Source organism: uncultured Jatrophihabitans sp., assembly GCF_964244045.1.
In the GTDB taxonomy this organism is placed as follows: Bacteria; Actinomycetota; Actinomycetes; order Mycobacteriales; family Jatrophihabitantaceae; genus Jatrophihabitans.
The window spans coordinates 1-25,244 of record NZ_CAXTHK010000039.1; the positions used below are offsets into that span (position 1 = coordinate 1).

Below are 25,244 nucleotides of genomic sequence, written 5' to 3' on the forward strand. Positions count from 1 at the left end.
GCCGGGCTCGGCGCCGGCAGCCGGGGAAGCGGCAGATCCGATCCCGCGCGATCACATGCTCGGCCAGGTCCTGGGGTGGTTCGTAGGCGGTGCGGCCGACGTCGATGACCCCGCCCAACGGGTCTATGACCAGCCGCCGCCACGTCCCGGACGGATCAGCCGCCATCCGCCGCGCCAGCTGCGCCGGTACCGGGCCGTAACCGTCCAGATCGCCGGGCTCGTCATCCAGATTAAGCAGCGTCGACAACGCCACACTCACCTGCACTGTGGGGCGGCGGCCCTGCCAGGTCGCGGCCGAGGCGGGGTCCTGACCCATCACCAGGGCGACGAAGGCGTCAGCGCGGCGCTGATCCGCGGTGCGCTCGTCATCGGCGGCGTTCGCGGCGTCTGCGGCGGCCTGGACCCGGGTCATGATCGCCTGCACGGCGTCGGCGGACAGTTCGGCGTGCACTGCGCCCATCCCGTGATCCAGCGTCCGCGCCTGCACCCGGCGGTCCTCGAGGGCGTCGTGGTACTGCTCGTCTGCGGTGCGGGGGTCGACCGAGATCACGGCGCGGGCCACCGCCTCGCGGAAGGCCCGCAGCGTCTGCCCACCGGCCGCCGGCAGCACCCGCTTCTCCACCAGCGTCGCCGCAGCGTCCGGCAGCGCATTCACCGCCTCGGCCAGGCACCGGGCATACGGCAAACCGATCACCCCACGCTCGAGCGCGTCCAGGGTGTCGGGCAGCCGGCGCACCAGCTCACCCGCGATGTGCAGGCGGGCGTTCACCGTGCCCGGCGCCAGGCGCAGCACACACGCGATCTCCTCCCGCACGTACTGCTTGGCCACCAGCGTCGGATCCCGCAGCGTGCGGGGCGGGTCACCCGGCCCGGCCATCGCCGCCAACAGATGCTGCTCCTGCGCATCAGCCCACGCCCGCAACCGAGCCAACCCCTCCAGGGTGTCAATCCGGTCGCTCGCCGACAGCGTGGCAGGACGCACCGGCGGCAACGCCACCACCTGCGCACCCACCACCACGTCCATAAGTTCGATTCAACACCGAGGGTCTGACACTTCCGGCCGGGTCAGGGCGTCCCGATCAACGAATTTCTCGGACGAATTCGGACGGCCGACGAGCCAGCTGGCGCCAGCCCGCGCCGAACCAATTCCGGACGATGCCCGTCAAGTCCCGAACGCACCCGGCACCTCGCTGTCCGCATCGATCGGTGGTCCGACGAGGTGTACAGGTTTGCCGCGGACCCGGGCAACCTCCCGTCGTGGGCGCCGGGCCTGGGGCCGAGCGTGCAGCAGGTCGACGGGCAGTGGTTCGCGGACTCCCCCCTTGGCCGGGTCGGGTTCGTCTTCGCCTCGCCGAACGCTTACGGCGCTTGACCACGACGTGACGCTGCCCAGCGGGGATGTCGTGCACAACCCAATGCGCGTGATACCGGACGGGCCGGCGTGCGCTGTCGTGTTCACGCTGCGCCGCCGGGGCGGGATGAGCAACGACGACTTCGTTGGCGACGCCGCCGCAGTCACCTGGGATCTCGAGACCCTGAAGACGGTCCTCCAGGCTGGTTAGTCGATACCGACCCCGAACATGATGGGCACATGACGTCCAGCCGCACCGTGCACGAGCTCGACCTAGCGACGGCGACGCGGCTGCAGTCTGAGCCCCTCACCTACCCCGAGGTGGGCCGGGTACTGACCGACCCGCCGCCGGGCTACCGGCACATCACGCAGACCCGCCGCGTCCGCAGTTCGGCCGGCTTCGACGAGCTTGCCGACGCCGTGCTCACCTGGCAGGTTCAATTCCGATCCGGATTACGCGTCGCCACATCGAGCCGACGGGCAGCGCTCCATACGGTCGTCCGGATGGGGCTCGGCCCCATTCACATCCCGTGTCGGGTAGTCGCGGTGTTCGACGAACCGCGCCGCCGCGGGTTCGCCTACGGCACCCTGCCCGGACACCCCGAGCGCGGTGAGGAAGCGTTCGTCGTCGAGCAGCGTGCAGACGGAACGGTCGACTTCACCATCACCGCCTTCTCGCGCCCGGCCACACGACTGGCACGGTTGGGCGGACCAGTGAGCACCGGGGTCCAGACCCTGATGACCCGCCGCTACCTGCGGGCGCTGGACGACTAGCGCACGACGCTCACAGCAGCGAGGGTAAGAGCGTGAACGCCTCCTCGACGCTGCGCACGCGATGCAGCCGCTGCAGCGCCACGTCGCGCACAAAGCCGCGGTCCCGCAGGGAGTCGAGGAACGCCCACAGCCCGTCGTAGAAGCCGTCATCGTCCAGGACGAGCACCGGCTTGGGGTGCATGTCGAGCGAGCCGGCCGTCCACACCTCGAACAATTCCTCGAGCGTCCCGATACCGCCGGGCAACGCGAGGAAGGCGTCGGAGCGGTCGTCCATCTCGCGTTTGCGCTCGCGCATCGTGTCGACAACCACGAGCTCATCGGCGTCGGTGTCCGCGACCTCGAACAGGATCAGGTGCGACGGGATCACCCCGGTGGTGTGCGCCCCGCCGGCCCGCGCGGCGCGGGCGACGGCGCCCATCATCGAGACCCGGCCACCACCGGAGACAAGGGCGTGGCCATCGGCCGCCAGCCGGGCGCCGACCTCGCCGGCCAGCTGCTGGTAGCGCGGGTCGATGGTTTCCGACGAGGAGCAGTAGACGCAGACGGTAGCCATCAGGAGGTCGGCTGGTCGGCGACGGCAGCCCGTTCGGCCTGCGCCTGCTCGGATCCGCCGGACTCAGAGCCGACGATGTGCGCGACCGCGTCGTCGACGTCGTCGGTGAGGTGCAGCAGGTCGAGGTCGTGCTCGCCGATCTTGCCGGCCGTCCGCACGGTTGTCCGCAGCCAGTCGATGAGCCCGCTCCAGTAGTCGACGCCGAACAGGATGACCGGGAAGCGGGTGACCTTCTGCGTCTGCACAAGCGTCAGCGCCTCGAACGTCTCGTCGAGCGTGCCGAACCCGCCAGGCATGATCACGAACGCTTGCGCGTATTTGACGAACATCGTCTTACGGGCGAAGAAGTACCGGAAGTTGATCCCGAGGTCGACCCACTCGTTCAGGCTCTGCTCGAACGGTAGCTCGATGCCCAGGCCCACGGAGACGCCGCCGGCCTCGCACGCGCCCCTGTTGGCTGCCTCCATCACGCCGGGCCCGCCGCCAGTGATCACCGCGAAGCCGGCCTGCGCCAGCGCCGATCCAAGCCGTTGAGCCGCCGCGTACTCAGGATGGTCCACGGGTGTGCGTGCCGATCCGAAGACCGAGACGGCCTTCGGCAGCTCGGCGAGCAGCCCGAAGCCCTCGACGAATTCACTCTGGATCCGCAGCACGCGCCACGGGTCGGTGTGCACCCACTCCGACCCGCCGCGCGAGTCGAGTAACCGTTGATCGGTGGTGCCGGCCTGGACCTGGGCACGGCGCAATAACACCGGGCCGCGGCTGCGCTGTCCGGTCGATGCGCTGTCGCTCATATCGGCACGGTAGCGACCGGCGCCGGGCACGCAACGCCGGCCCGAGGTCAGACCCAGTGTTAGTTCTCTGTTAGGAGGACTTAGGTCCCGGGCATACCAGTAGTACTGACCGGGTGGGACCGGACAGCACGTTCCGGGGGGTTCGACCACAAGGATCAGACCACCCGGAGGGTGACATGTTCGCTTCAGTTACTGACACAGGCACCCGTGCACACCGCACCACCGTGTTCGCCGCATTCGCCATCGTTATCGCCCTGTTCGCCGCTCTGCTGCACCCGGCCAGCGCCGAAGCCCGCACCGCGCTTCCCCGCCGCACCACGACCGAGGTCAGCGTTTCGAACGCAGTCGCCAAGCTGCTCAACGCGGAGCGGGCAGCGCACCACCTCAAGCCAGTCGCGGTGCGTACGCAGCTCATCAGCTCGGCCCGCAGCCACAACCTGGCCATGTCCCGCACGAACACGATGACGCACCAGGCACGCGGTGAGGCCGCGCTCGGTTCGCGAATCACCTCGACCGGTTACAAGTGGACCTGGGCCGGCGAGAACGTCGGTTGGAACAGCCAGATGACGACGGCCGGCGTGCTCATGCTGCAGAAGGCCATGTACAACGAGCAGCCGCCGAACGACGGTCACCGCCAGAACATCCTCAACTCGCACTTCACCAACGTGGGCGTGGACGTCTACCTCGACGCGGCCAACCACAAGGTGTGGCTGACGGTTGACTTCGGCCGCCCGTGACAGAGAGCACAGCCGTCGCAGCAGGACACAGCGAAACGGGACCGACCCTGGGAGGGACGGTCCCGTTTCGCTGTGTCCTGAGGCATTGTCAAGACAGGAACATCGTCACGACAGGAAGCGGACGAGGGCGTCCTCGCCGGAGCGGATGAGCGGGATCGACACCGACTCGTCCCGGGTATGGGCCAGCTTCGGGTCGCCTGGTCCGAAATTCACGGCCGGGATCCCCAGCGGCCCGAACCGGGCGACGTCCGTCCAGCCCAGCTTGGCCCGTACCTCCCCGCCTACGGCAGCCACGAAGTCCGCAGCCACCGGCCGGTCGAGACCAGGACGGGCTCCGGGCGCGCTGTCGGTCAGCGTCACGTCGAAACCATTGAAGACAGAACGGACGTGTGCGAGCGCGGCGTCCTCGGAGCGGTCCGGCGCGAAGCGGAAATTGACGGTGACGACGCATTCGTCCGGGACGACGTTGCCGGCGACACCGCCGGTGATGCCCACCGCCTGCAGGCCCTCGCGATAGGTCAGCCCGTCGACGTCGACGAGTCGTGCCTCGTAGGAGGCCAGCCGCTGCAACACCGGCGCTGCAGCGTGGATGGCGTTCGACCCGAGCCACGAGCGGGCACTGTGCGCTCGCGTCCCGGCCAGCTGCACCTGCACGCGCAACGTCCCCTGACAGCCACCCTCGACCGCGCCTTCGGTGCCCTCGAGCAGGATGGCGAGATCGCCGGCCAGGTACTCCGGACGAATGCGGGCGATACGGCCGAGCCCGTTACGGGCCGCCTCGATCTCCTCGCAGTCATACGCGACGAACGTCAGATCGACGCGCGGGTCGAGCGCACCTGAGCCGACGAGCTGGGCCACTCGCAGCATGACCGCGAGCCCGGACTTCATGTCCGACGTGCCGCAGCCGTACATCACGTCACCCTCGATGCGGGACGGCACGTTGCCGGCGATCGGCACCGTGTCGAGGTGTCCGGCGAGCACCACCCGCTGCGCACGCCCGAGCTCGGTGCGGGCCAGCACAACATTGCCATCGCGCTCGACAGCCAGGCCCGGCAGCGTTTCGAGGGCGGCGTGCACGAGCTCGGCCAAGCGGTCCTCGTTGCCCGACACCGACTCGACGTCGACGAGCGCAGCGGTCAGGGACACGGCGTCGGCAGCGAGATCCAGCACGGGAGCGAACGCTACGCGAGCGTCGCACCCGGCATGTCTACGCTGGCCCGGTGACCGAGCGAAAGGCATGGGGCTACGGCCTCGCCACCACCGTGACCACCGGCCCGGCCGCCGGCCGCATCCTCGACACCTGGTACCCCGAACCGGCGCTGGGCGCCCAACCGGCCGAGGCCGCCGCCCCACACGACCTGGCCGCGCTGTCCAGCGCGGGGGGCAACTCGGCGGCTGCGGCCGCCCGCGGCGTCCGCCTCGACGTCACCGTTTGCGAGATCGACCTGGACACACCGCCCGCCGACACCCCGGATGCCTACCTGCGCCTGCACCTGCTCTCGCACCGGCTCGTCCGCCCTCGCGAGCTGAACCTGGACGGCATCTTCGGTGTGCTGCCGAACAACGTGTGGACGACGCTTGGCCCGTGCCCGCCCGAGGGTTTCGAGCAGACCCGGCTCGCCCTGCGCGGCAACGGGGCCGTCCAGGTCACGGGCGTCGACAAGTTCCCGCGGATGACCGACTACGTGCTGCCCACCGGCGTCCGCATCGCCGACGCCGACCGCGTGCGCCTCGGCGCGCACCTGGCCGAGGGCACCACCGTCATGCACGAGGGCTTCTGCAACTACAACGCCGGGACGCTCGGCGCGTCCATGGTCGAGGGACGGATCTCGGCCGGCGTGATCGTTGGTGACGGCTCCGACGTCGGCGGCGGCGCGTCGATCATGGGCACGCTGTCCGGCGGCGGCACCCAGGTTGTCTCGGTGGGCGAGCGCTGCCTCATCGGGGCGAACGCCGGCATCGGCATCTCGCTCGGCGACGACTGCGTGGTCGCGGCCGGCACCTACGTCACGGCCGGGTCCAAGGTCACCTTGCCCGACGGCCGGGTGGTCAAGGCCCTCGAGCTGTCCGGCGAGTCCGGCCTGCAGTTCTGGACCAATACCGTCTCCGGCGCGCTCGAAGCCCGCCCGCGCGCGGGCACCACCTTCGCACTCAACGCGGCTCTGCACGCCAACACCTGACAAATGGCCACCCGCCGTACCCGCCTCACCGTCACCACGCTCGTCGCGGTGCTGGTTGTCGTGCTTGCCGTCGTGTGGCTGCCGCGGCTGTGGGACAAGGCCAAATCGCACCTGACCGCTGACGTCTGCACGGTGCAGGGCTACGACCTCGACCCCGACCAGGCCAGCGTCGCGGCGACGATGATCGGCTCGGTGACGCAGTTCCGTATCAGGCTGCCGTTCCGCGCGTCGATCCTCGTGCTCATGGCCGGGCTGCAGGAAAGCAAGCTGCGCAACCTGGCGCCCGGCGACGGCGATCGCGACTCGGTGGGCGTGCTGCAGCAGCGCCCGTCGCAGGGGTGGGGCGGCGGTAAGGCCTCGACCCTGACCAACGTGGGTGAGGCCACGCGGGAGTTCCTCGAGGCGCTGGTCAAGATCGGCAACTGGCAGAGCATGGCGCCGGCCGACGCGATCCAGGCCGTGCAGATCTCCGCCGACGGCAGCGCCTACGCCCAGCACGAGAGCGAGGCCACGACCCTCGCCGCTGCCCTGCAGGGCACCAAGCCGGCAGCGATCTCGTGCAGCTTCGACAAGCCGACGCAGGTGGCGCCGACCGCCACCGTCGCCCAACGGGCACGCACCGAACTCGGCATCACCACGCCAGCAGCGAGTGGGCGCACCGTGCGCGTGCCGGGCGCGCACTGGCAGACGGCCGCCTGGTTCGTGGCCAACGCCGACCGGCTCGGCATCGAGCGGGTCGACTACGCCGGGCGCACCTGGACCCGCAACAACGGGTGGAAGACCTCGAGAGCGTCGTCAGCCGCAGTGGTCGCGACTATGTACCACCTGACGTAGCGCTTACTCTTCGTGACCGCAGCGCTTACTCGTCGTGTTCGACGGGCGGCAGGTCCTTGATCCACTGCGGGTCGTTCTCGGTCTTGCCGGTCTTCGACGCACCGCCCGGCGAGCCCAGGTCGTCGAAGAAGTCGACGTTGGCCTTGGTGTAGTCGCGCCACTTGTCGGGCAGGTCGTCCTCGTAGAAGATCGCTTCGACGGGGCACACGGGCTCGCAGGCTCCGCAGTCCACGCACTCATCGGGGTGGATGTAGAGCATCCGACCACCCTCGTAGATGCAGTCGACCGGGCACTCCTCGATGCAGGCCTTGTCGAGCAGATCCACGCATGGCTCGGCGATTACATACGTCACTGAAAGACCCTCCGGGAGCTATGACATCTGCGGCGGCTGCTGGACCGGCAGACTGACAGTATGCCGATCGTGATGGAGCCTAGCTGGGTGGGGCGGCGGGTCAGCGTGCGCCGCGTGGTCGAACGCGGTCCGCAGGGCCAATTGCTGTTCGGCGACGTTGTCGGCGACCTGGTCGGACTCGACGATCAGACTGCAGTGATCGAGTCCCGGCGCGGGCTGATCGAGGTCCCGGTCGCGCTGGTGGCCATTGCCAAGATCGCTCCACCGTCCACCGCGGACGAGCTCGCGCTGCAACGGCTCGCTGCTCAAGGACTGCGCTCCGTCGACACCGAGCAGCTCGGCGGCTGGTTGCTGCGCGCTGATCACGGCGGCGTGCGGCGGGCCAACTCGGTCCTGCCGCTGGGGCAACTGGGGATGCCCCTGGACGAGGCGCTGGCCCGCGCCCACGACTGGTACGCCGCGCGCGACCTGCCCCTGCGGATCCTGCTGCCGACGGAGGCCCGCCGGCTGCTGGATGCCGAACTCGGTGAGCGGTGGTGGCCGATCGAGACCGAGGCGCACACCATGACGGCGCGACTCGACCAGCTGACCGCGCGCGCCGGCAAGGCCCAGGTCTCTCTTGCCAACACCCCGGACGACGGCTGGCTGGGGCTCTCCCAGCGCGGCCAGTTCCTCGACGCCCCCGGCCAAGCCCTGCTGACCCGCCACGACCACGTGGTGTTCGCCGCGGTGCGCGCGAACGGGCAGACCCTGGCGACGGGACGCGGCGTCCTGGACGAAGGCTGGCTCGGCGTGTCCTGGGTCGAGGTCGCACCCGATGCTCGGCGGCGAGGACTGGCATCGTCGATCATGGCTGCGCTGTGGGCGTGGGGCCGCGAGCGCGGCGCCGGCCGCAGCTACCTGCAGGTCGAGGCCGTCAACGAGGCGGCCCTCGCCCTGTACACCGGGCACGGTTACTGGGTGCACCACGGCTACCACTACCGCACCGAGCCGGTCACCCAGTAGCGCCTAACCGGGGAGCGATGCTGACCACGGTCACCATGCCGGCCAGTGCCCCGCCCAGCAGCACGCCGTAGGCCACCCACTGCGGGTTACCGCCGGGCAGGATGATGTCGCCTTCCGGCCGGCCGAACACGCCGAAGCCGATGATGGCGATCAGCCACGCGACATAGGGCAGCGCGACGCCGATCATGCTCGGCACCGCTGCGCGGGCCAGCAGTGGCAGGCCGACATTGGACGCCAGCGCGGCCACCACGGCGATCGGGACGAGGACGCTGCCGGCGTAGAGCGGGACCAAGAGCGCCTCGAGCAGCGCAGCCAGCGCCGCCGACAGGCAGACGAGCACGACGGCAAGCCACGCCGTGACGTCATGCCCCGCGCGCCGCGCGACCATCAGCCATCGCCGAGCAGGTCGTCGGCGGGGGCCGGGTAGCCCGGCGCCGCGCGGAAGTACTCGGTGCCCGACACTGTTCGGCCGATCCCGTTGGACAGCGCGTAGAACTCGCCCCACACCGTCAGCTGGGTGGCGTGGGCCTCGAGCGCCGCGCGCTTCGCGGCGAGCGCGTCCCCGGCATCGACCACCGTGGTGACCACCGCGTCCGGCACGCCGAAGTGCAGCTGCGCCCGGTCGGCCGTGAACGGCACTCCCGCAGCGGCGGCGACCGCCGCGACGTCACGGTCGAGCACGGAGTCCGGGTCGACCGTCCAGAACACCCGCGGCACCGGCACCGCTGCCACCGCAGCCATCGTGACGCGATGGGCCATGACATGGTCGGGGTGGCCGTAGCCACCGGCCGGGTCGTAGCTGACCACCGCGTCCGGACGGACCTCGCGGATGACGTCAGCGGCGGCCTGCACCGCCTCGGCAAAGATCTTGTCGTCCTTCGCTGCCCGCCAGAACGCGCGCGGGTGATCGTTGCTGGGCGAGCCGAGCATGCCGCTGTCACGCGCATCACCCATTCCGCTGTCGCGGAAGCGGCCGGCCCCGCCCAGGAACCGGTGGTCGGACACGCCGAGCGCGCGCATCGCCGCCGACAGCTCGCCGATGCGGTAGCCGCCGAGCTGGTCGGCCTGCCCGGCGACGAGCGCGGCAAGTTCCGGCACGAGGATCTCACCCTCCTCGCCGAGCGTGCAGGTCAGTAGCGTGACCTCGACGCCGCGGCGGGCGTAATGGGCCATCGCCGCGCCGGTGGTGATCGACTCGTCGTCCGGGTGCGCATGCACGAACAGCAGACGCGGGCTCATCCGGCTGCGTGCGCGCCACCCGCCGGCGGGGTTGCGGAGGCCGTGATGCCTTGGTCCTCGGCCGCAGCGACGTCAGATCGTGCGACGGGGAAATGGCAGTGCGCAAAGTGCCCGGGCACCTTCTCCTCGAGCACGGGCTCCTCGGTACGGCACCGCTCCTGCTGCGACTCCGACAGCGTCTCGCGGTACAGGGGGCAGCGGGTGTGGAACACGCACCCCGACGGCGGGTCGATCGGGCTGGGTAGATCACCCTTGAGCAGGATGCGATGACGGGCCTGCTCCTTGTTCGGGTCAGGAACCGGGACGGCCGACATCAACGCGTGCGTGTACGGGTGCAGCGGTGCGGAGTACAGCAGATCGCGGTCGGCGATCTCCATGATCTTGCCCAGGTACATGACGGCGACCCGGTCGGAGATGTGCCGCACCACCGACAGGTCGTGCGCGATGAAGATGTAGCCGAGGTTGAACTCCTGCTGCAGGTCTTCCAACAGGTTCACCACCTGCGCCTGGATCGAGACGTCGAGCGCCGAGACCGGCTCGTCGCAGATGATCAGCTTGGGCTGCAACGCGATCGCCCGGGCGATACCGATGCGCTGGCGTTGGCCGCCGGAGAACTCGTGCGGGTAGCGGTTGTAGTGCTCGGGGTTGAGCCCGACACGTTCCATCAGGCCCTGCACGGCAGTCTTGATGCTCTTGTCGGTCTTGACGTTCTGGATGCGGAACGGCGCACCGACGATGGTGCCGATCGTGTGCCTCGGGTTCAACGACGAGTACGGATCCTGGAAGATCATCTGGATGTCGCGACGCAGCGGGCGCATCTGCCCGCGACCGAGCGCGCTGATGTCGCGACCGTCGAAGCGGATGGCTCCACTGGTCGGTTCGAGCAGCTTGGCGATGGTGCGACCAGCCGTCGACTTCCCGCAGCCGGATTCACCGACGAGGCCGAGCGTCTGGCCGGAGTCCACCGACAGGCTGATGCCGTCGACGGCCTTCACGGCGCCGACCTGACGGGCGAGGATCAGGCCCTTCTTGATCGGAAAGTGCTTGCGCAGCCGGTCGACGACCAGCAACGAGTCATTCGACACCGTCGCGTCGTCAGCCGCATCTGCATCGGTCTTGGTCAGGTCGATGGAACTCATAGGGTCGGCGACACCTCGTCACGGAAGATCCTGCGTCGCTCGTCGGGGTCGATGTGACAGCGCACGCCATGGTTGTCGGTGGTCGGCAGCAGGTCCGGGTGTTCGGTGGTGCACCGGTCGCCCTCGACGTGGTCCTTGAACGTGCAGCGCGGGTTGAACACGCACCCGGTCGGCACCCGGATGAGGGAGGGCGGCTGGCCGGCGATCGGACGCAGCCGGGTCTGCCGGTCGCGGTCCATGCGCGGCATCGAACCGAGCAGCCCCCAGGCGTAGGGCATTTCGGGACGGTAGAACAGATCGCCGACCGGACCCTTCTCGACGCACTGCCCGCCGTACATGACCACGACGTCGTCGCAGGTCTCGGCGACGACGCCGAGATCATGGGTGATCAGGATGATGGCCGAGTCGAATTCCTGCTGCATGAGCTTCAGGAGCTCGAGGATCTGCGCCTGGACGGTCACATCCAGTGCGGTGGTGGGCTCGTCGGCGATGAGCAGGCGCGGGTTGCAGACGAGCGCCATGGCGATCATCGCGCGCTGCCGCATGCCACCGGAGAACTGGTGGGGGTAGTCGTCGTAGCGGCGATCGGGACTGGGGATGCCGACCAGGCTGAGCATCTCCAGGGTGCGCTTCTTCGCTACCGCCTTGGACACGTCGTTGTGCACCCGGTACGCCTCGGTGATCTGCACGCCGACCTTGTAGAAGGGATGCAACGCCGAGAGCGGGTCCTGGAAGATCATGGCCATCTCGGAGCCACGAAGCTTGCGGATCTCCTCCTCTTTGGCCCCGACGAGCTCCTGGCCGTCGAACCAGATCTCGCCGGTGATCTGCGCCTTCGAACCTTTGTGCAGGCCCATGATCGCCTGACTGGTCACTGACTTGCCGGAACCGGACTCGCCGACGATGCCGAGCACCTTGCCGCGCTCGACATCGAAGGTGAGGCCGTCGACGCTCTTGACCAGACCGTCGCCGGTAGGGAAGTGCACTCGCAGGTCACGCACGGACAGAAACGATCGGGGTGCAGCATCGCTGTCGGCGACCAACTGGGCGGGCTCGGCAGTCACGCTGACCGATCTCCTCTTCGCAGGTAGTGCTGGGGCAGGGTCTCCGAACCGATCAGGCGTAGCTGACCCTGGGGTCCACGATGCCGTACAGGATGTCGACGACCAGGTTGGCCACCACCAGCGCGATGGACGCGATCAGCGTAACGCCGAGAATGATCGGTAGGTCGGACTGTCGGATGGCGGTGATGAGCAGGAAGCCGAGCCCGTGCAGGTTGAACACGGTCTCGGTGATCACCGCGGTCCCGATCAGGGTGCCGATGTCGATCCCGAAAATCGTGACGATGGGCGTCAGCGCCGCTCGTAGCCCATGCCTGATGACCACCGTCCGCCTCGGCAGGCCCTTCGCCCGCGCGGTGCGGATGAAGTCCTCACCCATCGTCTCCATCATGTTCGCTCGGGTGAGCCGGGCGTACAGGGCGGCGAACAGGAAGGCGAGTGAGATCCACGGCAGCAGCAGGCTCTTGAACCATTGCACTGGATCGTCGGTCAGTGGTGCATAGGTCAGGTTGGGCAGCCACTTCAGCTTGTACTCGAAGATCAGCAGCAGCAGCGGCCCGGTGAAGAAGATCGGCAGCGACACGGCGGTCAGGGCGGCCGTCATGCCGACCCGGTCGAAGATCGAGCCCGGCTTGAGGCCGGAGATCGTGCCGACCGCAACTCCCCCGACCAGCCACAAGATCGATGCGCCGATGGCGAGGCTCAGGTCGACCGGCAGCGCCTGGCCTATCAGCGAGTTGACCGAGGAGTTCAAGCGGAACGAATAGCCGAGGCACGGCGCGCTGCAGTGCAGGGTCGTGTCTCCGTTGGACACCGTCTGACCGAACAGGATGCCCTTGACGTAGTGGAGGTACTGCTCCCAGATCGGCAGATCGAAACCGTAGCGGTGCTCGAGGAGCTTGAGCTGCGCGGGCAGCGGCGGGATCTTCCCGACGTAGTAGTACACCGGCGACCGGTGGGCCAGCGCCGGAGCCAGTTGGAAGATCAGGAAGGTGACGACGCTGACCGCGAAGATGACCACGATCGCGCCGAGGAAGCGCCGGAAGACGTATTGAAGCATTTTGAATGTGACAGGTGGTGACCGGTCCGGATCTACGGACCGGTCACCACCTGCTCGGCCTTTCTATGAGGCGTGGGACGAGCGCCTGCAGTTACTTGACGACGCCGATGTTGACGAAGTCGTAGATACCGAACGCCAGCGCGTTGTCACTGGTGACGTTCGTCATCCGCGGGTTGCGGTAGTACAGCGTCTTCTCCCAGATGAACGGCAAATACGTCGCGCTGTTCAGGATGGCCTTGTCCAGCGTCTGCCAGTCCGCCGTGGTGTTCTTGCCCTTCGGAGCCGCGTCCAGGATGCGGTTGACCGTCGGGTCGTTCAGGCTCGCGTAGTTCGAGTTACCGGTCGGCAGGATGTTCGCGCCGTTGGTGATCGAGTTGAAGAAGCCGTAGGGGGTCGGGAAGTCCGCACCCCAGCCGGCGACCGCGAGGCCGATGCCCTGGTTCTTCAGGTTGGCCGGCGAGCCGATGTAGGTCGAGTAGTAGTTCGACTGGTCCTGCGGGGCTGCCGTGATCTTGATGCCGACCTTGCCCAGCGCCGACTGCTCGGCCTTGAAGACGTTGGGCCCGGTGCTGCTCGGGGTGTTGTAGGCGAACTTCGTGGAGAAGCCGTTCGGCTTGCCGCAGGCGGTGAGCTCGGCCTTGGCCTTGGCGATGTTGCCGCTGCTGCCCGAACCCGACGGGTACGGGTCGTAGCTCGGGTCGTTGCCGTCGATACCCGGAGGGGTCATCGAGTTCGCGATGACGCCGGCGGTGGAGCCACCGAACGCCCGCAGCGAGCCGGCCTTGTCCCATGCGTAGAAGATCGCCTTGCGGCAGTGGATGTTCGGGATGACCGACGGGATGACCGCCATGTAGCGAGTGGCAGCGACCACCGGGTCGTCGGCGTTGGCCTTCAGGCTCGGCTGCGTCAGGATCTGCGACTGGAAGGTCGGCTGCACACCGTTGTCGGCGCGGGCATCTGCCGTACCGGCCTTGAGCTTGCTGTCCAGGTCATCCGGGTTGGTGTCGACGGTCAGCACGACCGAGGTTGCCTTCGGCTTGCGGATGATGTCCGTGCTCTGCGACCAGTACGGGTTGCGCACGAAGGTGATCTGCTTGTTCTGGGTGTACGACTTGATCATGTAGGGGCCCGAGGACACCGGGTGCTTGGTGTACGTGGCGCCCTTGAAACCTGCGCCGCCCTCGACGTTGGCCGGCACCGGCGCGGACGCCGGCAGTGCCATCAGGTAGTTGAAGTCGGCGTAGGAGTTCGCCAGGTTGAAGGTGATCGTGTTGCTCGTGGTCTCGATCGAGCTCAGCGAACCGCCCTTGTAGGGGCCCTTGTAGGTCTTCATGCCCTTGATGTTGTCGATGAAGTACGACGACGGGCCACCGTTGATGACATCGGTGGCGGCGAGCCGCTCGATGCCGTACTTGATGTCGGCCGGGGTGATGGCCTTGCCGTCCGAGAACTTCAGGCCCGACCGCAGGGTGTAGGTCCACTTGGTGAAGTCGGCGTTGTGCGTGCCCAGCCCGGTGGCGAGGTCGCCGCCGATGTCGAACTTGGTGCCGTTGACCTTCGTGTACCCGACGAGGGTGCGGGTGAACAGGCGCTGCATGTTGAAGCACCAGCCGTAGTAGGTACGGCCCGGGTCCCACGAGTCGCAGTCGCCGGTCGAGAGCAGGTTCAGCGTGCCGCCGGTCTTGCTCGAGGCGTTGAGCACGTTGTTCGCGGCAGCGTTGTAACCCGTGGTCGATGTCGGACTGGTGTCGTTCGACTTCGAGCCGGTGCCGGTGCCGCCTCCGCCACCGCTGGAGCCGGAGCAGGCGGCGAGGGTGATCGCCGCCGCTGTCAGCAAACTGGCCGCGATCACGGCCTTCGGATTGCGTCTCATCGGTGTGTTCTTACCTCTCCTGTAGGGGGTCGTGCTTCGTGCGAATCCGGGGTGCCGGATGCCGCCGTTTCGGATCGGGCACGGGTGAGTTATCGGCTGGAACGTGGATCGAAGGCGTCGCGCAACCCGTCGCCGAACAGGTTGAACGACAGCACGGCAAGAAACAGCGCCATGCCGGGAGCGAACAGATACGTGGCATCGACCTGGAAGAAGCTCCCGGCGTCGCTGAGCATGCCTCCCCAGGAGACTGTCGGTGATTGGACGCCGACCCCGATGTAGGACAGCCCGGCCTCGCCGAGGATGTAGTTCGGGATCGTCAGCGTCGTGTAGACGAGGATCGGTCCGACAAGGTTCGGAGCGATCTCCCGAGTCATGATGCGGTAGTTGGACGCCCCCAGGCTGCGCGCGGCGTCCACGAACTCCTTCTCCCGCAACGACAGCACCTGACCCCGGACGATGCGCCCGATGTAGGGAAAGCCGAAGAAGCCCAGGACGAAGATGAGCACGGCAAAGCGCAGGTGCACGCCACTGAGCCCCAGGAACGTCGGCACGATCGCGAACACCGACAGCAACGCGATGGAAAAAAGCGTTGTGGGAAACGCGAGCAGCAGGTCCATGATGCGAGAGATGACGGAGTCCGCCGCGCCACGGTAGTAACCCGCGATCACGCCGAGGACGATCCCGAACAGCAAGGACAGGAAGGTGGCTGACACGGCGATGACGAGCGAGGTGCGAGCGCCGAACATCAACTGGGCGAGGATGTCCTGCCCGAGCACCGGGGTGACGCCCAGCCAGTGGGTGCCGGACATGCCACCGTTGCTGCCCAGCGGCAGCTGCGTGCTCGAGTCGACCAGTTCGTAATGCGGCGCACTGGACGTCTGGCCGTAGAGCCGGGTGAGCAGCGGGGCGAACAACCCGATGAGGATCAGCAACAGGGCGACGACGCCACCGGCCAGGGCCAGCTTGTCCTGCTTCAAACGGCGCCACGCCAGCTGACCGAGCGACCGGCCCTCGATCTCCGGCGAATCGGCAGGGGCGAGGTCCTCACGCGCCATCGCCTCGCCGGCGACCTCGAGTTCGCCCGGGACCAACGTCATGTGCGCAGGGGCCTTTCCGTTAATCTGATGGAAACAGGAACTTCAACGCCGATTTGTGTGTCTGACGACCGGTCTGCACGGTAATACGTACAGCACCCCATCGGTAGGGCGGGGCGTCGGGCCAGCCGGATCGTGACTCATCCGAGACTGCTCATTACGCCTGAGGACGACGGAATCGCCAGGAAAACGGGACCTGGGTGCTGCTGAGCCACGTCCGGGCTCACAGCTTCGTCTCAGCTCGCCGTGGAATACGAGGTCCAAACCCGGCCGGAAACGTACCCCGTCAGCGCCGATCGGGCAGAAACGGGAAGTCGTGGCGCACCGTGCGGACGACGTCCGGGTCGACGTCGGCGGTCAGCACGGCCGGCTGCGGGCCACCCTCGACCAACCGGGCACCCAGCGGATCCAGCACCACGGAGCCACCGAGGTGCGGCAGGTCCTTGGCCAGGCCGACGCGGTTCACACCGAGCACGTACGCCTGGTTCTCGATGGCTCGGGCCTGCAACAACGCGCGCCAGTGCTCGTGGCGCGGCGCAGGCCAGTTGGCCGGCACGACGTAGAGGTCGGTGTGGTCGGCCAGCGCCCAGAACTCGTCGGCGAATCGCAGGTCGTAGCAGACGAAGATGCTGAGCCGTACGCCATGCACCTCGACGGTGAGGAACTTGTCGCCCGCGGCGTACTGCTCATGTTCCCCGGCGTAGCTGAACGGGTGGATCTTGGCGTAGCGCTGCACGGAGCCGTCCGGCCGGGCGAGCACGGCGTTGTTGCGAAAGGCGCCGTCGGCGCCGCGCTGGGCGATCGAAGCGAGCAGATGTGCGTTGTGCTCGGCGGCGCGAGCGAGCAGGAACTGCTCGGTCGGACCGCCCTCGTCCTCGGCGATGCGCTCGGGTCGCATCGAGAAGCCGGTGGCGAACATCTCGGGCAGGACGATCAACTGGGCGCCACCGGCGGCCGCGGCGGCGATCATTGGCGTGACGTGCTCGCGCGTCGTCTCGGGGTGCTCCCAGGTGATGTCGTGCTGAATGGCCGCGACCTTCATCCGGTCACCTCCGCGAGCCTGGTCAGCGCATCTCGGAGGACTTCGGGACGTTTGCAGAACGCGAAGCGGACGAACCTGTCACCCGCGTCGCTGTCGTAGAAGACACTGCTCGGGATGGCCACCACGCCGGCCCGGGTCGGTAGCTCGCGGCAGTAGTCAACGCCGTTGCGCCCGACATCGACGGTTGCGAAGTAGGTGGCCTGCGGAACGATCACATCGAGGCCGAGCTCGGCCAACCCGTCGCACAGCAGGTCGCGCTGGTCCTGCAGCATGGCCACCGGTGACAGCTTCTCGGCCTCGGCCAGCGCCACGGCGACCGCGGGTTGGAACGGGCCGCCGTTGACGTAGGTCAGGAACTGCTTGACGGTGCGTACCGCGGCGATCAGCGAGGCCGGTCCACAGGCCCAGCCGATCTTCCAACCTGTCACACTGAACGTCTTGCCGGCGCTGCTGATCGTCACCGTCCGCTCCCGCATGCCGGGCAGGGTGGCGATCGGGACGTGTAGACGACCGTCGAACAGCAGGTGCTCGTAGACCTCGTCGGCAATCACCACGAGGTCGTGCTCGACCGCGACCTCGGCGATCACGGCGAGGTCGTCGGCGCCGAAGACGGTTCCGGTCGGATTGTGTGGCGTGTTGAGCAGGATCAGCTTCGTGCGCGGTGTGATGGCGGCGCGCAGGGCGTCGTGGTCGAAGCCCCACGGCTGTTGGGTGACCTGACCGTTGCGTTCGAGAGTGACGCAGACGCGGCTCGCACCGGCCAGGGCGACGGTGGCTGCGTAGGAGTCGTAGTAGGGCTCGAACAGGATCACCTCGTCGCCCGGCCCGGCCAGGGCGGTGACGGCAGCAGCAATCGCTTCGGTGGCCCCCGCGGTCACCAGCACCTCGGAGTCCGGGTCGTAGGCCAGCCCGTACAACCGCTCCTGGTGCTCGCTGATGGCGTGGCGCAGCGGCGCGATGCCGTTGCCGGGCGGGTACTGGTTGTGCCCGGAGCGGATCGCGTCGACCGCCGCATCCAGGATCAGCTGCGGGCCGTCGGTGTCCGGGAAACCCTGACCCAGGTTGACCGCGCCGGTGGCCACGGCCAACGCCGACATCTCGGCGAAGATCGTGGTACGGAAGCCGTGCATGCGGGCGACCAATCGATCTGGTTCGCGGTCCGGTTCAGCCACCCACCCAGCCTAATCTCCGGTTGAGTGTCGGGTTAGCGCGCGAGTGTCGGTTTGTAAACCGACACTCGACGCGTAACCCGACACTCGACCGGCTACTTGTTGGCCTTGTTGCGCGAGCGGGACTTCTCGCGGTCCTGGGCCATGAGCAGCACCTTGCGGATGCGTACCTCGCCAGGTGTCACCTCGACGCATTCGTCGTCGCGGCAGAACTCGAGCGCCTGCTCGAGCGACAGGATGCGGTGCGGGATGAGGGGGACCAGCACGTCGCCCGAGGACTGACGCATGTTGGTCAGCTTCTTCTCCTTGGTGGGGTTGACGTCCATGTCGTCCGCCCGGGAGTTCTCGCCGACGATCATGCCCTCGTAGACGTCGGTGGTCGGGCCGACGAACAACGTGCCGCGTTCCTGCAGGTTGGCCAGCGCGAAACCGGTCGTCACGCCCTTACGGTCGGCGACCAGCGAACCGCTGGGCCGGGTGCGGATGTCGCCGGTCCACGGCGCGTAACCCTCGTGGATGTGGTGCAGCAGCCCGGTGCCACGGGTCTCGGTCAGGAATTCGGTGCGGAAGCCGATCAGGCCGCGGGCCGGGACGACGTACTCCATCCGGATCCAGCCGGTCCCGTGGTCGACCATCTGCTCCAGCCGGCCCTTGCGCAGGGCGAGCAGCTGGATGATGACGCCCTGGTACTCGGACGGGATGTCGATGGTCATGCGTTCCATCGGCTCGTGCAGCTTGCCGTCGACGGTGCGGGTGACGACCTGTGGCTTGCCGACGGTGATCTCGAAGCCCTCGCGCCGCATGACCTCGACGAGGATGGCCAGCTGCAGCTCGCCGCGGCCTTGGACCTCCCAGGTGTCGGGGCGCTCGGTGGGCAGCACCCGGATCGAGACGTTGCCGACGAGTTCGGCGTCCAGACGGTTGATGACCTGGCGGGCGGTGAGTTTCTTGCCGGACTGCCCGGCCAGCGGCGAGGTGTTGATGCCGATGGTCATGGAGATGGACGGCTCGTCGATGGTGATGACCGGCAGCGGCTTGGGGTCGATCGGGTCGGCCAGCGTCTCGCCGATGGTGATCTCGGGGATGCCGGCGATGGCCACGATGTCACCCGGTCCCGCGGAGTCGGCCGGGTAGCGGTCGAGGGCCTTCGTCATCAGCAGCTCGGTGATCTTGACGCGCTCGACGGTGCCGTCGGCGCGGCACCAGGCGGCCTGCTGGCCCTTCGTCATCGTGCCGTTGTGGATGCGGCACAGGGCCAGGCGGCCCAGATAGGGCGAGGCGTCGAGGTTCGTGACGTGTGCCTGCAACGGCGCGCCCGGCTCGAAGGTGGGCGCCGGGATGGACTCGAGGATGGTCTGGAACAGCGGTGCCAGGTCCTCCTCCTCCGGCATGACGCCGTCCTCGGGACGCTTGAGCGACGCACGGCCGGCCTTCGCCGAGGCGTACACGATGGGGAACTCGATCTGCTTCTCGTTCGCGTCCAGATCGAGGAACAGCTCGTAGGCCTCGTCGACGACCTCGGCGATGCGCGCGTCCGGACGGTCGACCTTGTTGATGACCAGGACGACCGGCATCCCGGCCTCAAGCGCCTTGCGCAGCACGAAACGGGTCTGCGGCAACGGGCCCTCGGAGGCGTCGACGAGCAGCAGCACGCCGTCGACCATGGACAACCCGCGCTCGACCTCGCCGCCGAAGTCGGCGTGACCCGGGGTATCGATGATGTTGATGACGACCCGCTCGCCGGTGGGGGTCACGTGGTCCACGGCCGTGTTCTTGGCCAGGATCGTGATGCCCTTCTCCCGCTCGAGGTCATTGCTGTCCATGACGCGCTCGTTGACGTCACCGGTGTCGGCCTGGTGCGCGGTGAACGCCCCGGACTGCCAGAGCATGGCATCGACCAAGGTGGTCTTGCCGTGATCGACATGGGCCACGATCGCGACGTTGCGCAGGTCGCCGCGGGATTCACGCTGTCCCATGATTGGGGTCTCCTCGCTAATGACGTCTGTCATGAGGCGCGCCGAGGGCGGCCTGCACCGGAGCCGCGGCGCGAGCTGAACCCGGCCGCTCCGCCCTGGCGGTGATTCAAACCGGTGCGGGGGCGTCGCGGGCTGCCGTCGGCCCGCGGGGTCGGGCGCGGTGCGCGGGCCTCGACGATCGAGGTGCCGCTGGGCTGGCGGGCCCCGACGAGTCCGGCCAACGCGGGGTCGCTGCCAACCGCGTCGCGCTCAGCGGGTTGCACACCGGCGGCGCGCAGCATCTTCTGCACGTCGCGATTGTCCTGCGGGGTGCTGAGCACGACCACGACGCCGCTCTCTCCGGCGCGGGCGGTGCGGCCCGAGCGGTGCAGGTAGTCCTTGGGGTCGGCCGGCGGGTCGACGTGCAGCACGAGGGACACGTCGTCGACGTGGATGCCACGGGCCGCAACGTCGGTGGCGATGAGCACCGGCACCGAGCCGTCCTTGAAGGCGTCGAGCGCGCGGTTGCGCTGCGACTGGCTGCGCCCGCCGTGCAGCACGCCGGCACGCACGCCGACGCGCGCCAGGTTCCTGGCCATCCGGTCGGCACCGTGCTTGGTGCGCACGAAGCCGATCGTGCGGCCCTCACGGGCCACGATCGATGCGGCAAGGTCGAACTTCGCCTCCGGGCTGACCCGGAACAGGTAGTGGGTCATGGTGTCGACAGACGCCTCGGCGGTGGACAGCGCGTGCACAGCGGGGTCGGTCAGGTAATTCTCGACCAGCGTCGCGACGTCGCCATCGAGCGTGGCCGAGAACAACAGACGCTGACCGTTCGACTGCGTCTGGTTGAGCAGACGGCGTACGACGGGCAGGAAGCCGAGGTCGGCCATGTGATCGGCCTCGTCCAGGACGGTGACCTCGACGCCGCCGAGGTCTGCACTGCGGCGCTCGATGAGGTCCTCAAGGCGCCCGGGCGTGGCCACGAGGATGTCGACGCCGCGACTCAGCGACTGGATCTGCTTGGTGATGGGCAGGCCGCCCGCGACGAGGCGCACCGAGACACCGAGCGCGGAGGCGAGCGGCGTCAAGGCGTCGGTGACCTGCATGGCCAACTCGCGGGTGGGCACCAGGACGAGCCCGCGCGGGCGACGCGGCGCCGAGGTGCTGCCGGCAAGGCGGCCGATCAGCGGCAGGCCGAAGGCCAGCGTCTTGCCCGAACCCGTGGCGGCGCGGCCCAACAGGTCGCGACCGGCAAGGACGTCGGGAATGGTGGCGGCCTGGATCGGGAACGGCGTGGCAAGCCCACGTGAGGTCAGGGCGTCGACGAGCGGCTTGGGCAGGCCCAGCTCGGCGAAGCTCGGCAGGTTCTCGGTGGGGACGACGCTGACGGGCAGCGTGTCCCACAGCGATCGGGACGCCGGGCGCTGGTTGGAGCGGCCGTGGCTGCTCTGGCTGTGGTTATGGTTCTGGGTGCCGTGGTTCTGGGTCGAGCGGCGGGTCTGCGGGCGGCTGCCGGAACGGCGCGCAGAGGACGGGCGCGCGGCAGCGCCGCGCGGGGCAGAGGTGGTCACAAAGATCCTTCGGAACGGTGGCACGTCCCGGCAATCGTGTCTGTGTGCGTCTTACTGACGCCCGACACGGTTCTGGCACGAGCCCGACGCAGGTTCTCGCGTCGCAGATGAAGCAAGAATTCAGTGCGGGCAGTTCTGTAGCCCGCCGGCTTCGATACCCAGTCTAACCGGCATCGCGGCGCTTACGAGCCACCCGCCGCCGGACGACGGCCGGACGTGACCTGCGTCATGATGAGCGCATGGGTCCGGCTTTCACCCCTGCATACCGAGCGGTACTGATGATCGGCGGCCCGATCATGCGGTGGTCGCGCCTGCAGGTCAGCGGCCTGGACGTCTTACCGGCCACCGGTCCGACCCTGGTCGTGGCCGATCACGACAGCTACTGGGATCCGATCGCGATCGGCGTCGCTGCTCGTGACGTGCGCCAGATTCGCGCCCTCGCGAAGTCCACGTTGTGGAAGACGCCGGTGACGGCGGCCTTCATGACGGGCATGGGGCACATCCCCGTCATGCGCGGTGCCAACAACGACGACGCGTTGGCCACCGCGATCGCGGAACTGCGGGCGGGCGCGTGTATCGGCATGTTTCCCGAGGGCACTCGTTCACTCGGTCGGGTGCTGCGGGCGCGTAGTGGCGTCGGCCGGCTGGCTGAGGCGGTGCCGCAGGCCGTCGTGGTGGGCGTGCGTTCGATCGGAACGGTAGACGTGGTCCGGGTGCCGCACCGGCCGGCGATCCGCGTCGAGTTCTTCCGCCCCCGCGGCGGCGGGTTGCAGCCGGGTGAGTCCACCGCCCAATTCTCGCAACGGCTGCTGGACGAGCTGCGGGAATCCGCCCCGCTCGAGGTGGCGGGACGGCGGCGGACGGCCGCCCGGTTCGGGTCGCGCCTGGCCGGACCGCAGTAATTCCGCGGCAATTTCCACTGAAGCTGGGTACCAGCCGGGCACCCGCTGTGTCATTATCCGGCCATGATTCTGGCGGACGGGGCGGTCGGACTGCTGCTGCTCGGGCTCTGGCTGTTCTGCATCATCGATGTGATCACCACGCCCGACGGTGCGCAGCGCAACCTGCCGAAGCTGATGTGGCTGCTCATCGTGCTGCTGCTGGCCGATGTCGGCTCGATCGTCTGGCTGGTGGCCGGGCGCCCGTGGGCGACCGGTCCGGCGCAGCCGCGCGCGGCGGCCGACGCGACGAAGTTGACGGCCGCGTTCCCGCAGTACGACCGGCCGGGTCGGCACGTCGCCGCCAACCCAGACGACGACGAAGTGTTTCTGCGCCAGGTGAAAGCCCGCGCCGACGCCCAACGGGCGGCCTACGAGACCCGGCGTCGTGCCGACCTCGGGGCCGAGCGCCACCGCCTGCTGCGTCGCCCCGAGGATGGCCAGCCCGGCTGAGGCGTCACCTCAGTACTCTGTTCGCTCCGTAAGCGTCGCTCAGTCCCGGTCCTGCCACGTGCACACGCAGACCTCGTTGCCCTCGACGTCAGCGAGTATCCAGAAGGCTCGGGCCGAGAGGTCGCTGACCAGCCTGCCTCCCGCGTCGAGCGCGGCCGAGACGCGTCGTCGCGCATCGTCGTGGGCGACCGCGACGTCGAAGTGGATGCGGTTGCGCTGCGGGCGCGGTTCGTCCATCTGCTGGAACCACACCGACGGGCCCTGCCCGGCGGGGTCGATCAGGCCGTGGCCGTTGTCGGCGCCGGGCTGGTCGACGTAGCCGAGCACCGCCATCCAGAACGGCCGGATGGCGGCGACGTCGAGCGCGTCGATCGCGATCTCCAGCGCCTGCACCGGCCGGTGGCCGCTGGGCGCCACGAACTCGTAGCCGGCGCCGATGAGCGCGGCGGTGATTGCGCGGGCGAGCTCGACGTCGCGGTCGGTGTGGGCAGCGGCCGCCCGGGTCTGCACCGAAAGCTCGACGCGCTCCGGCCGGACATCGACTCGCAGGTGCTCATCGGCGGCCGCACCACAGGCCCGCTCCGCGAGCCCGGCGACGTCGACGCCCTGCGCCAAGGACTCAACCGGGACGCCGGCCAGCAGTGTGCCGAGCACGACGCGCCAGCCGAGATCCTCGACAGCCGCCGAGGCGGCGGGACTGGTGAGGACCTGGGCGGACGGATCAGCATTCATGCCCGACAGTGTCGCGCGCCGGTCTGACACCGGCCGCAACCCGCGTGTCCACCGGCCGCCTCGTCCCGCCTCGTCCCGCCCCGCCCGGCGGACAGCTGTTGTCGACCGTCATTTTGCCGGCGGGCCAGCCGGCGGTTTGGGCGGTTTCAGCCGCTTCTCCGGTCCATCTGTCGGGCCGGGTCTCCCACCGGCCGGTCCGGCGACGGTGGGCGTCGCGGTCGGCGGGGCCGCAACAGCTGGCGATGTAGTCGACGGTGCCGCAACCGATGGCGATGTAGTCGACGGGGTTGCGGCCGGCCGGGACGAGGGAGTCGTGGCCGGCCGGCCGCCGGTGCTGTCCGCGGAGTTCACGAATCGGGCGACCGGCCCGATGCCCAGCACCGCGAGCCCGCAGAGGGCGAGCGCGCCCACGACCAGGACCGCGGCGACGACGATCCCCCGTCGCGGCCCACGGGCTTGCGGCCGAACCGGCGGCTCGGACACCGCCGGGAATTCGGCGGTGTCCGAGCCGCCAGTCGCGCCAGGCTTCGAGCTGGTCGACAGGTGACTGCTCGCCATCACGTTGCTGTTGGCGTCGTCGAGAATCGCGGAACACGCTCGATCGCGCTCAGCTCGGGGTCGACGTCGGTGTCGATGTCGGCGTGGACGTCGACGAGGGCGCACCGGACGGCTTGGCACCCGGCTTGGCACCCGGCTTCGGCAGGCCGGCTGGGCCGCCCGGTCCACGCCCGCCGGGTCCGCGACCGCCCGGGCCGCGTGGGCCGTCGCCAGGCTTCGGCGCCGACGTCATGATCGCAACGGTCGTCGCGTCGAGGCTGGTGCCGTTGCTGTCGACCGTGCCGTCACCGTGCACGAACCGGCCCTTGGTGGCCGCGCTCAACGAGGACGTCTTGCCATCGAGCGTGTACTTCGTGCTCGAGCTGACCTCGATCTCGCGGGTGAACCCGTCGTGGTCCTTAACCGTGATCGTGGTGCCCGAGACGCTCACCACGGTCCCGTCGATGTGCGGTCTTGGGGTCGGCGGCTTCGGCGTGGCTGGCGCCGACGACGAACTCGTCGAGCCAGCCGGCGCCGAGGTGTCTGCGGTCGCGGCATTCGCAACCGCGGCACCGCCGCCGATCAGGCCGACAGTGGCGAGCCCCGCGACGAGGTGGCGGCGGGACAGGGATGGCGTGGACATGGTGGTGGTTCCTTCCGGTCGGTGAAGTCAAGGGTTGATGCACATGCGCCGCCCACCCTCACCGGGGACTCTGAAGTTGCGCTGAAGCAGAACCAGCACCGACCGAGCTTCAGCAGCACTTCAGCACTTCAACACTTCAGCACTTCAACACTTCA

At 68.6% G+C, this 25,244-nt stretch carries 27 protein-coding genes; 9 read left to right on the forward strand and 18 right to left on the reverse strand.

The annotated features are described in order from the left end of the window. Positions 1–1,024, reverse strand: a 1,024-nt coding sequence (locus tag ACFFC4_RS19615) for a DUF222 domain-containing protein (RefSeq protein ID WP_375504007.1), incomplete at its 3' end; no start/stop codon positions are given. Positions 1,025–1,219: 195 nt separating this feature from the next. On the opposite strand from ACFFC4_RS19615, the gene ACFFC4_RS19620 reads away from it, so the two are divergent. Genes ACFFC4_RS19620 through ACFFC4_RS19630 form a run of 3 tightly spaced genes read left to right on the forward strand, consistent with a single transcriptional unit; the run spans position 1,220 to position 2,125 of the window. Further along, positions 1,220–1,372, forward strand: a complete 153-nt coding sequence (locus ACFFC4_RS19620) for a hypothetical protein (protein WP_375504009.1) — start codon at positions 1,220–1,222, stop codon at positions 1,370–1,372. Positions 1,373–1,415: 43 nt separating this feature from the next. Then, positions 1,416–1,562 (forward strand): hypothetical protein, encoded by a 147-nt coding sequence (locus ACFFC4_RS19625; protein WP_375504011.1) that lies wholly within the window; start codon positions 1,416–1,418, stop codon positions 1,560–1,562. Between the two features lie 29 nt (positions 1,563–1,591). Further along, positions 1,592–2,125, forward strand: a complete 534-nt coding sequence (locus ACFFC4_RS19630; RefSeq protein WP_375504013.1) for a DUF1990 family protein — start codon at positions 1,592–1,594, stop codon at positions 2,123–2,125. A gap of 10 nt (positions 2,126–2,135) precedes the next feature. Here ACFFC4_RS19630 and ACFFC4_RS19635 read toward each other — a convergent pair whose 3' ends face one another. Then, positions 2,136–2,678, reverse strand: coding sequence for a TIGR00730 family Rossman fold protein (locus ACFFC4_RS19635; protein ID WP_375504015.1), 543 nt, complete (start codon positions 2,676–2,678; stop codon positions 2,136–2,138). Then, complete coding sequence (locus ACFFC4_RS19640) at positions 2,678–3,472, reverse strand: TIGR00730 family Rossman fold protein (protein WP_375504017.1); 795 nt, start codon at positions 3,470–3,472, stop codon at positions 2,678–2,680. Before ACFFC4_RS19640 ends, ACFFC4_RS19635 begins: the two co-directional genes overlap by 1 nt. Before the next feature lie 176 nt (positions 3,473–3,648). On the opposite strand from ACFFC4_RS19640, the gene ACFFC4_RS19645 reads away from it, so the two are divergent. Then, positions 3,649–4,209, forward strand: coding sequence for a CAP domain-containing protein (locus ACFFC4_RS19645; protein ID WP_375504019.1), 561 nt, complete (start codon positions 3,649–3,651; stop codon positions 4,207–4,209). Between the two features lie 105 nt (positions 4,210–4,314). On the opposite strand, the gene dapE is transcribed toward ACFFC4_RS19645, so the two are convergent. Next, positions 4,315–5,379 (reverse strand): succinyl-diaminopimelate desuccinylase, encoded by a 1,065-nt coding sequence (gene dapE / locus ACFFC4_RS19650; RefSeq protein WP_375504021.1) that lies wholly within the window; start codon positions 5,377–5,379, stop codon positions 4,315–4,317. A 50-nt stretch (positions 5,380–5,429) separates the two neighbouring features. Here dapE and dapD point away from each other — a divergent pair, with 50 nt between their 5' ends. Together dapD and ACFFC4_RS19660 are read left to right on the forward strand one after the other, a co-directional pair. Then, a complete protein-coding gene (gene dapD, locus ACFFC4_RS19655) occupies positions 5,430–6,389 on the forward strand; it encodes a 2,3,4,5-tetrahydropyridine-2,6-dicarboxylate N-succinyltransferase (protein WP_375504023.1) in 960 nt (319 codons plus the stop codon). Between the two features lie 3 nt (positions 6,390–6,392). Further along, positions 6,393–7,223, forward strand: coding sequence for a hypothetical protein (locus ACFFC4_RS19660; protein WP_375504025.1), 831 nt, complete (start codon positions 6,393–6,395; stop codon positions 7,221–7,223). A 25-nt stretch (positions 7,224–7,248) separates the two neighbouring features. Here ACFFC4_RS19660 and fdxA read toward each other — a convergent pair whose 3' ends face one another. Beyond that, a complete protein-coding gene (fdxA, locus tag ACFFC4_RS19665) occupies positions 7,249–7,575 on the reverse strand; it encodes a ferredoxin (RefSeq protein ID WP_375504027.1) in 327 nt (108 codons plus the stop codon). A gap of 72 nt (positions 7,576–7,647) precedes the next feature. On the opposite strand from fdxA, the gene ACFFC4_RS19670 reads away from it, so the two are divergent. Next, the gene (locus ACFFC4_RS19670) at positions 7,648–8,580 is read left to right on the forward strand and encodes a GNAT family N-acetyltransferase (RefSeq protein ID WP_375504073.1); all 933 of its coding nucleotides are present in this window, start codon (positions 7,648–7,650) and stop codon (positions 8,578–8,580) included. Here ACFFC4_RS19670 and ACFFC4_RS19675 read toward each other — a convergent pair. The 11 genes from ACFFC4_RS19675 to ACFFC4_RS19725 form a co-directional block, all read right to left on the reverse strand. Then, positions 8,570–8,968: a hypothetical protein gene (locus ACFFC4_RS19675; protein WP_375504029.1), complete on the reverse strand. Its 399-nt coding sequence runs from the start codon at positions 8,966–8,968 to the stop codon at positions 8,570–8,572. The genes ACFFC4_RS19670 and ACFFC4_RS19675 overlap by 11 nt on opposite strands. Then, positions 8,968–9,819, reverse strand: a complete 852-nt coding sequence (gene mshB, locus ACFFC4_RS19680) for an N-acetyl-1-D-myo-inositol-2-amino-2-deoxy-alpha-D-glucopyranoside deacetylase (RefSeq protein WP_375504031.1) — start codon at positions 9,817–9,819, stop codon at positions 8,968–8,970. The genes ACFFC4_RS19675 and mshB overlap by 1 nt, the downstream gene beginning before the upstream one ends. Then, positions 9,816–10,958, reverse strand: a complete 1,143-nt coding sequence (locus ACFFC4_RS19685; RefSeq protein ID WP_375504033.1) for an ABC transporter ATP-binding protein — start codon at positions 10,956–10,958, stop codon at positions 9,816–9,818. Before ACFFC4_RS19685 ends, mshB begins: the two co-directional genes overlap by 4 nt. Next, the gene (locus ACFFC4_RS19690) at positions 10,955–12,022 is read right to left on the reverse strand and encodes an ABC transporter ATP-binding protein (protein WP_375504035.1); all 1,068 of its coding nucleotides are present in this window, start codon (positions 12,020–12,022) and stop codon (positions 10,955–10,957) included. The genes ACFFC4_RS19685 and ACFFC4_RS19690 overlap by 4 nt, the downstream gene beginning before the upstream one ends. Before the next feature lie 52 nt (positions 12,023–12,074). Further along, a complete protein-coding gene (locus ACFFC4_RS19695; RefSeq protein ID WP_375504037.1) occupies positions 12,075–13,079 on the reverse strand; it encodes an ABC transporter permease in 1,005 nt (334 codons plus the stop codon). Positions 13,080–13,170: 91 nt separating this feature from the next. Continuing rightward, the gene (locus ACFFC4_RS19700; RefSeq protein WP_375504039.1) at positions 13,171–14,952 is read right to left on the reverse strand and encodes an ABC transporter substrate-binding protein; all 1,782 of its coding nucleotides are present in this window, start codon (positions 14,950–14,952) and stop codon (positions 13,171–13,173) included. An 89-nt stretch (positions 14,953–15,041) separates the two neighbouring features. Beyond that, complete coding sequence (locus tag ACFFC4_RS19705; protein WP_375504041.1) at positions 15,042–16,049, reverse strand: ABC transporter permease; 1,008 nt, start codon at positions 16,047–16,049, stop codon at positions 15,042–15,044. A 283-nt stretch (positions 16,050–16,332) separates the two neighbouring features. Next, positions 16,333–17,088, reverse strand: a complete 756-nt coding sequence (locus ACFFC4_RS19710; RefSeq protein WP_375504043.1) for a nitrilase-related carbon-nitrogen hydrolase — start codon at positions 17,086–17,088, stop codon at positions 16,333–16,335. After that, a complete protein-coding gene (locus tag ACFFC4_RS19715; protein WP_375504045.1) occupies positions 17,085–18,260 on the reverse strand; it encodes a pyridoxal phosphate-dependent aminotransferase in 1,176 nt (391 codons plus the stop codon). Before ACFFC4_RS19715 ends, ACFFC4_RS19710 begins: the two co-directional genes overlap by 4 nt. Before the next feature lie 92 nt (positions 18,261–18,352). Next, a complete protein-coding gene (gene typA / locus ACFFC4_RS19720; RefSeq protein WP_375504047.1) occupies positions 18,353–20,233 on the reverse strand; it encodes a translational GTPase TypA in 1,881 nt (626 codons plus the stop codon). Between the two features lie 29 nt (positions 20,234–20,262). Beyond that, positions 20,263–21,621: a DEAD/DEAH box helicase gene (locus ACFFC4_RS19725; RefSeq protein ID WP_375504075.1), complete on the reverse strand. Its 1,359-nt coding sequence runs from the start codon at positions 21,619–21,621 to the stop codon at positions 20,263–20,265. Between the two features lie 404 nt (positions 21,622–22,025). Between ACFFC4_RS19725 and ACFFC4_RS19730 the strand changes: the two genes are divergently transcribed. Further along, a complete protein-coding gene (locus ACFFC4_RS19730) occupies positions 22,026–22,688 on the forward strand; it encodes a lysophospholipid acyltransferase family protein (protein ID WP_375504049.1) in 663 nt (220 codons plus the stop codon). Between the two features lie 63 nt (positions 22,689–22,751). Beyond that, positions 22,752–23,177 carry a PLDc N-terminal domain-containing protein gene (locus ACFFC4_RS19735; RefSeq protein WP_375504051.1) on the forward strand — a complete coding sequence of 142 codons (426 nt, stop codon included), beginning with the start codon at positions 22,752–22,754 and terminating at the stop codon, positions 23,175–23,177. Positions 23,178–23,216: 39 nt separating this feature from the next. On the opposite strand, the gene ACFFC4_RS19740 is transcribed toward ACFFC4_RS19735, so the two are convergent. Together ACFFC4_RS19740 and ACFFC4_RS19745 are read right to left on the reverse strand one after the other, a co-directional pair. Beyond that, positions 23,217–23,909, reverse strand: coding sequence for a VOC family protein (locus ACFFC4_RS19740; RefSeq protein ID WP_375504053.1), 693 nt, complete (start codon positions 23,907–23,909; stop codon positions 23,217–23,219). Between the two features lie 607 nt (positions 23,910–24,516). Further along, positions 24,517–25,089, reverse strand: coding sequence for a hypothetical protein (locus ACFFC4_RS19745; RefSeq protein ID WP_375504055.1), 573 nt, complete (start codon positions 25,087–25,089; stop codon positions 24,517–24,519). Positions 25,090–25,244: the final 155 nt, after the last annotated feature.

What these genes read in the sequence shown, in the direction of transcription:
- ACFFC4_RS19625 (WP_375504011.1), top strand. Translation starts at nt 1,416, where the DNA reads ATGCGCGTGATACCGGACGGGCCGGCGTGCGCTGTCGTGTTCACGCTG.
- ACFFC4_RS19630 (WP_375504013.1), top strand. Translation starts at nt 1,592, where the DNA reads ATGACGTCCAGCCGCACCGTGCACGAGCTCGACCTAGCGACGGCGACG.
- ACFFC4_RS19635 (WP_375504015.1), bottom strand. Translation starts at nt 2,678, where the DNA reads ATGGCTACCGTCTGCGTCTACTGCTCCTCGTCGGAAACCATCGACCCG.
- ACFFC4_RS19640 (WP_375504017.1), bottom strand. Translation starts at nt 3,472, where the DNA reads ATGAGCGACAGCGCATCGACCGGACAGCGCAGCCGCGGCCCGGTGTTA.
- ACFFC4_RS19645 (WP_375504019.1), top strand. Translation starts at nt 3,649, where the DNA reads ATGTTCGCTTCAGTTACTGACACAGGCACCCGTGCACACCGCACCACC.
- ACFFC4_RS19660 (WP_375504025.1), top strand. Translation starts at nt 6,393, where the DNA reads ATGGCCACCCGCCGTACCCGCCTCACCGTCACCACGCTCGTCGCGGTG.
- ACFFC4_RS19670 (WP_375504073.1), top strand. Translation starts at nt 7,648, where the DNA reads ATGGAGCCTAGCTGGGTGGGGCGGCGGGTCAGCGTGCGCCGCGTGGTC.
- ACFFC4_RS19675 (WP_375504029.1), bottom strand. Translation starts at nt 8,968, where the DNA reads ATGGTCGCGCGGCGCGCGGGGCATGACGTCACGGCGTGGCTTGCCGTC.
- mshB (WP_375504031.1), bottom strand. Translation starts at nt 9,819, where the DNA reads ATGAGCCCGCGTCTGCTGTTCGTGCATGCGCACCCGGACGACGAGTCG.
- ACFFC4_RS19685 (WP_375504033.1), bottom strand. Translation starts at nt 10,958, where the DNA reads ATGAGTTCCATCGACCTGACCAAGACCGATGCAGATGCGGCTGACGAC.
- ACFFC4_RS19695 (WP_375504037.1), bottom strand. Translation starts at nt 13,079, where the DNA reads ATGCTTCAATACGTCTTCCGGCGCTTCCTCGGCGCGATCGTGGTCATC.
- ACFFC4_RS19700 (WP_375504039.1), bottom strand. Translation starts at nt 14,952, where the DNA reads ATGAGACGCAATCCGAAGGCCGTGATCGCGGCCAGTTTGCTGACAGCG.
- ACFFC4_RS19705 (WP_375504041.1), bottom strand. Translation starts at nt 16,049, where the DNA reads ATGACGTTGGTCCCGGGCGAACTCGAGGTCGCCGGCGAGGCGATGGCG.
- ACFFC4_RS19710 (WP_375504043.1), bottom strand. Translation starts at nt 17,088, where the DNA reads ATGAAGGTCGCGGCCATTCAGCACGACATCACCTGGGAGCACCCCGAG.
- typA (WP_375504047.1), bottom strand. Translation starts at nt 20,233, where the DNA reads ATGGGACAGCGTGAATCCCGCGGCGACCTGCGCAACGTCGCGATCGTG.
- ACFFC4_RS19730 (WP_375504049.1), top strand. Translation starts at nt 22,026, where the DNA reads ATGGGTCCGGCTTTCACCCCTGCATACCGAGCGGTACTGATGATCGGC.
- ACFFC4_RS19735 (WP_375504051.1), top strand. Translation starts at nt 22,752, where the DNA reads ATGATTCTGGCGGACGGGGCGGTCGGACTGCTGCTGCTCGGGCTCTGG.
- ACFFC4_RS19740 (WP_375504053.1), bottom strand. Translation starts at nt 23,909, where the DNA reads ATGAATGCTGATCCGTCCGCCCAGGTCCTCACCAGTCCCGCCGCCTCG.
- ACFFC4_RS19745 (WP_375504055.1), bottom strand. Translation starts at nt 25,089, where the DNA reads ATGTCCACGCCATCCCTGTCCCGCCGCCACCTCGTCGCGGGGCTCGCC.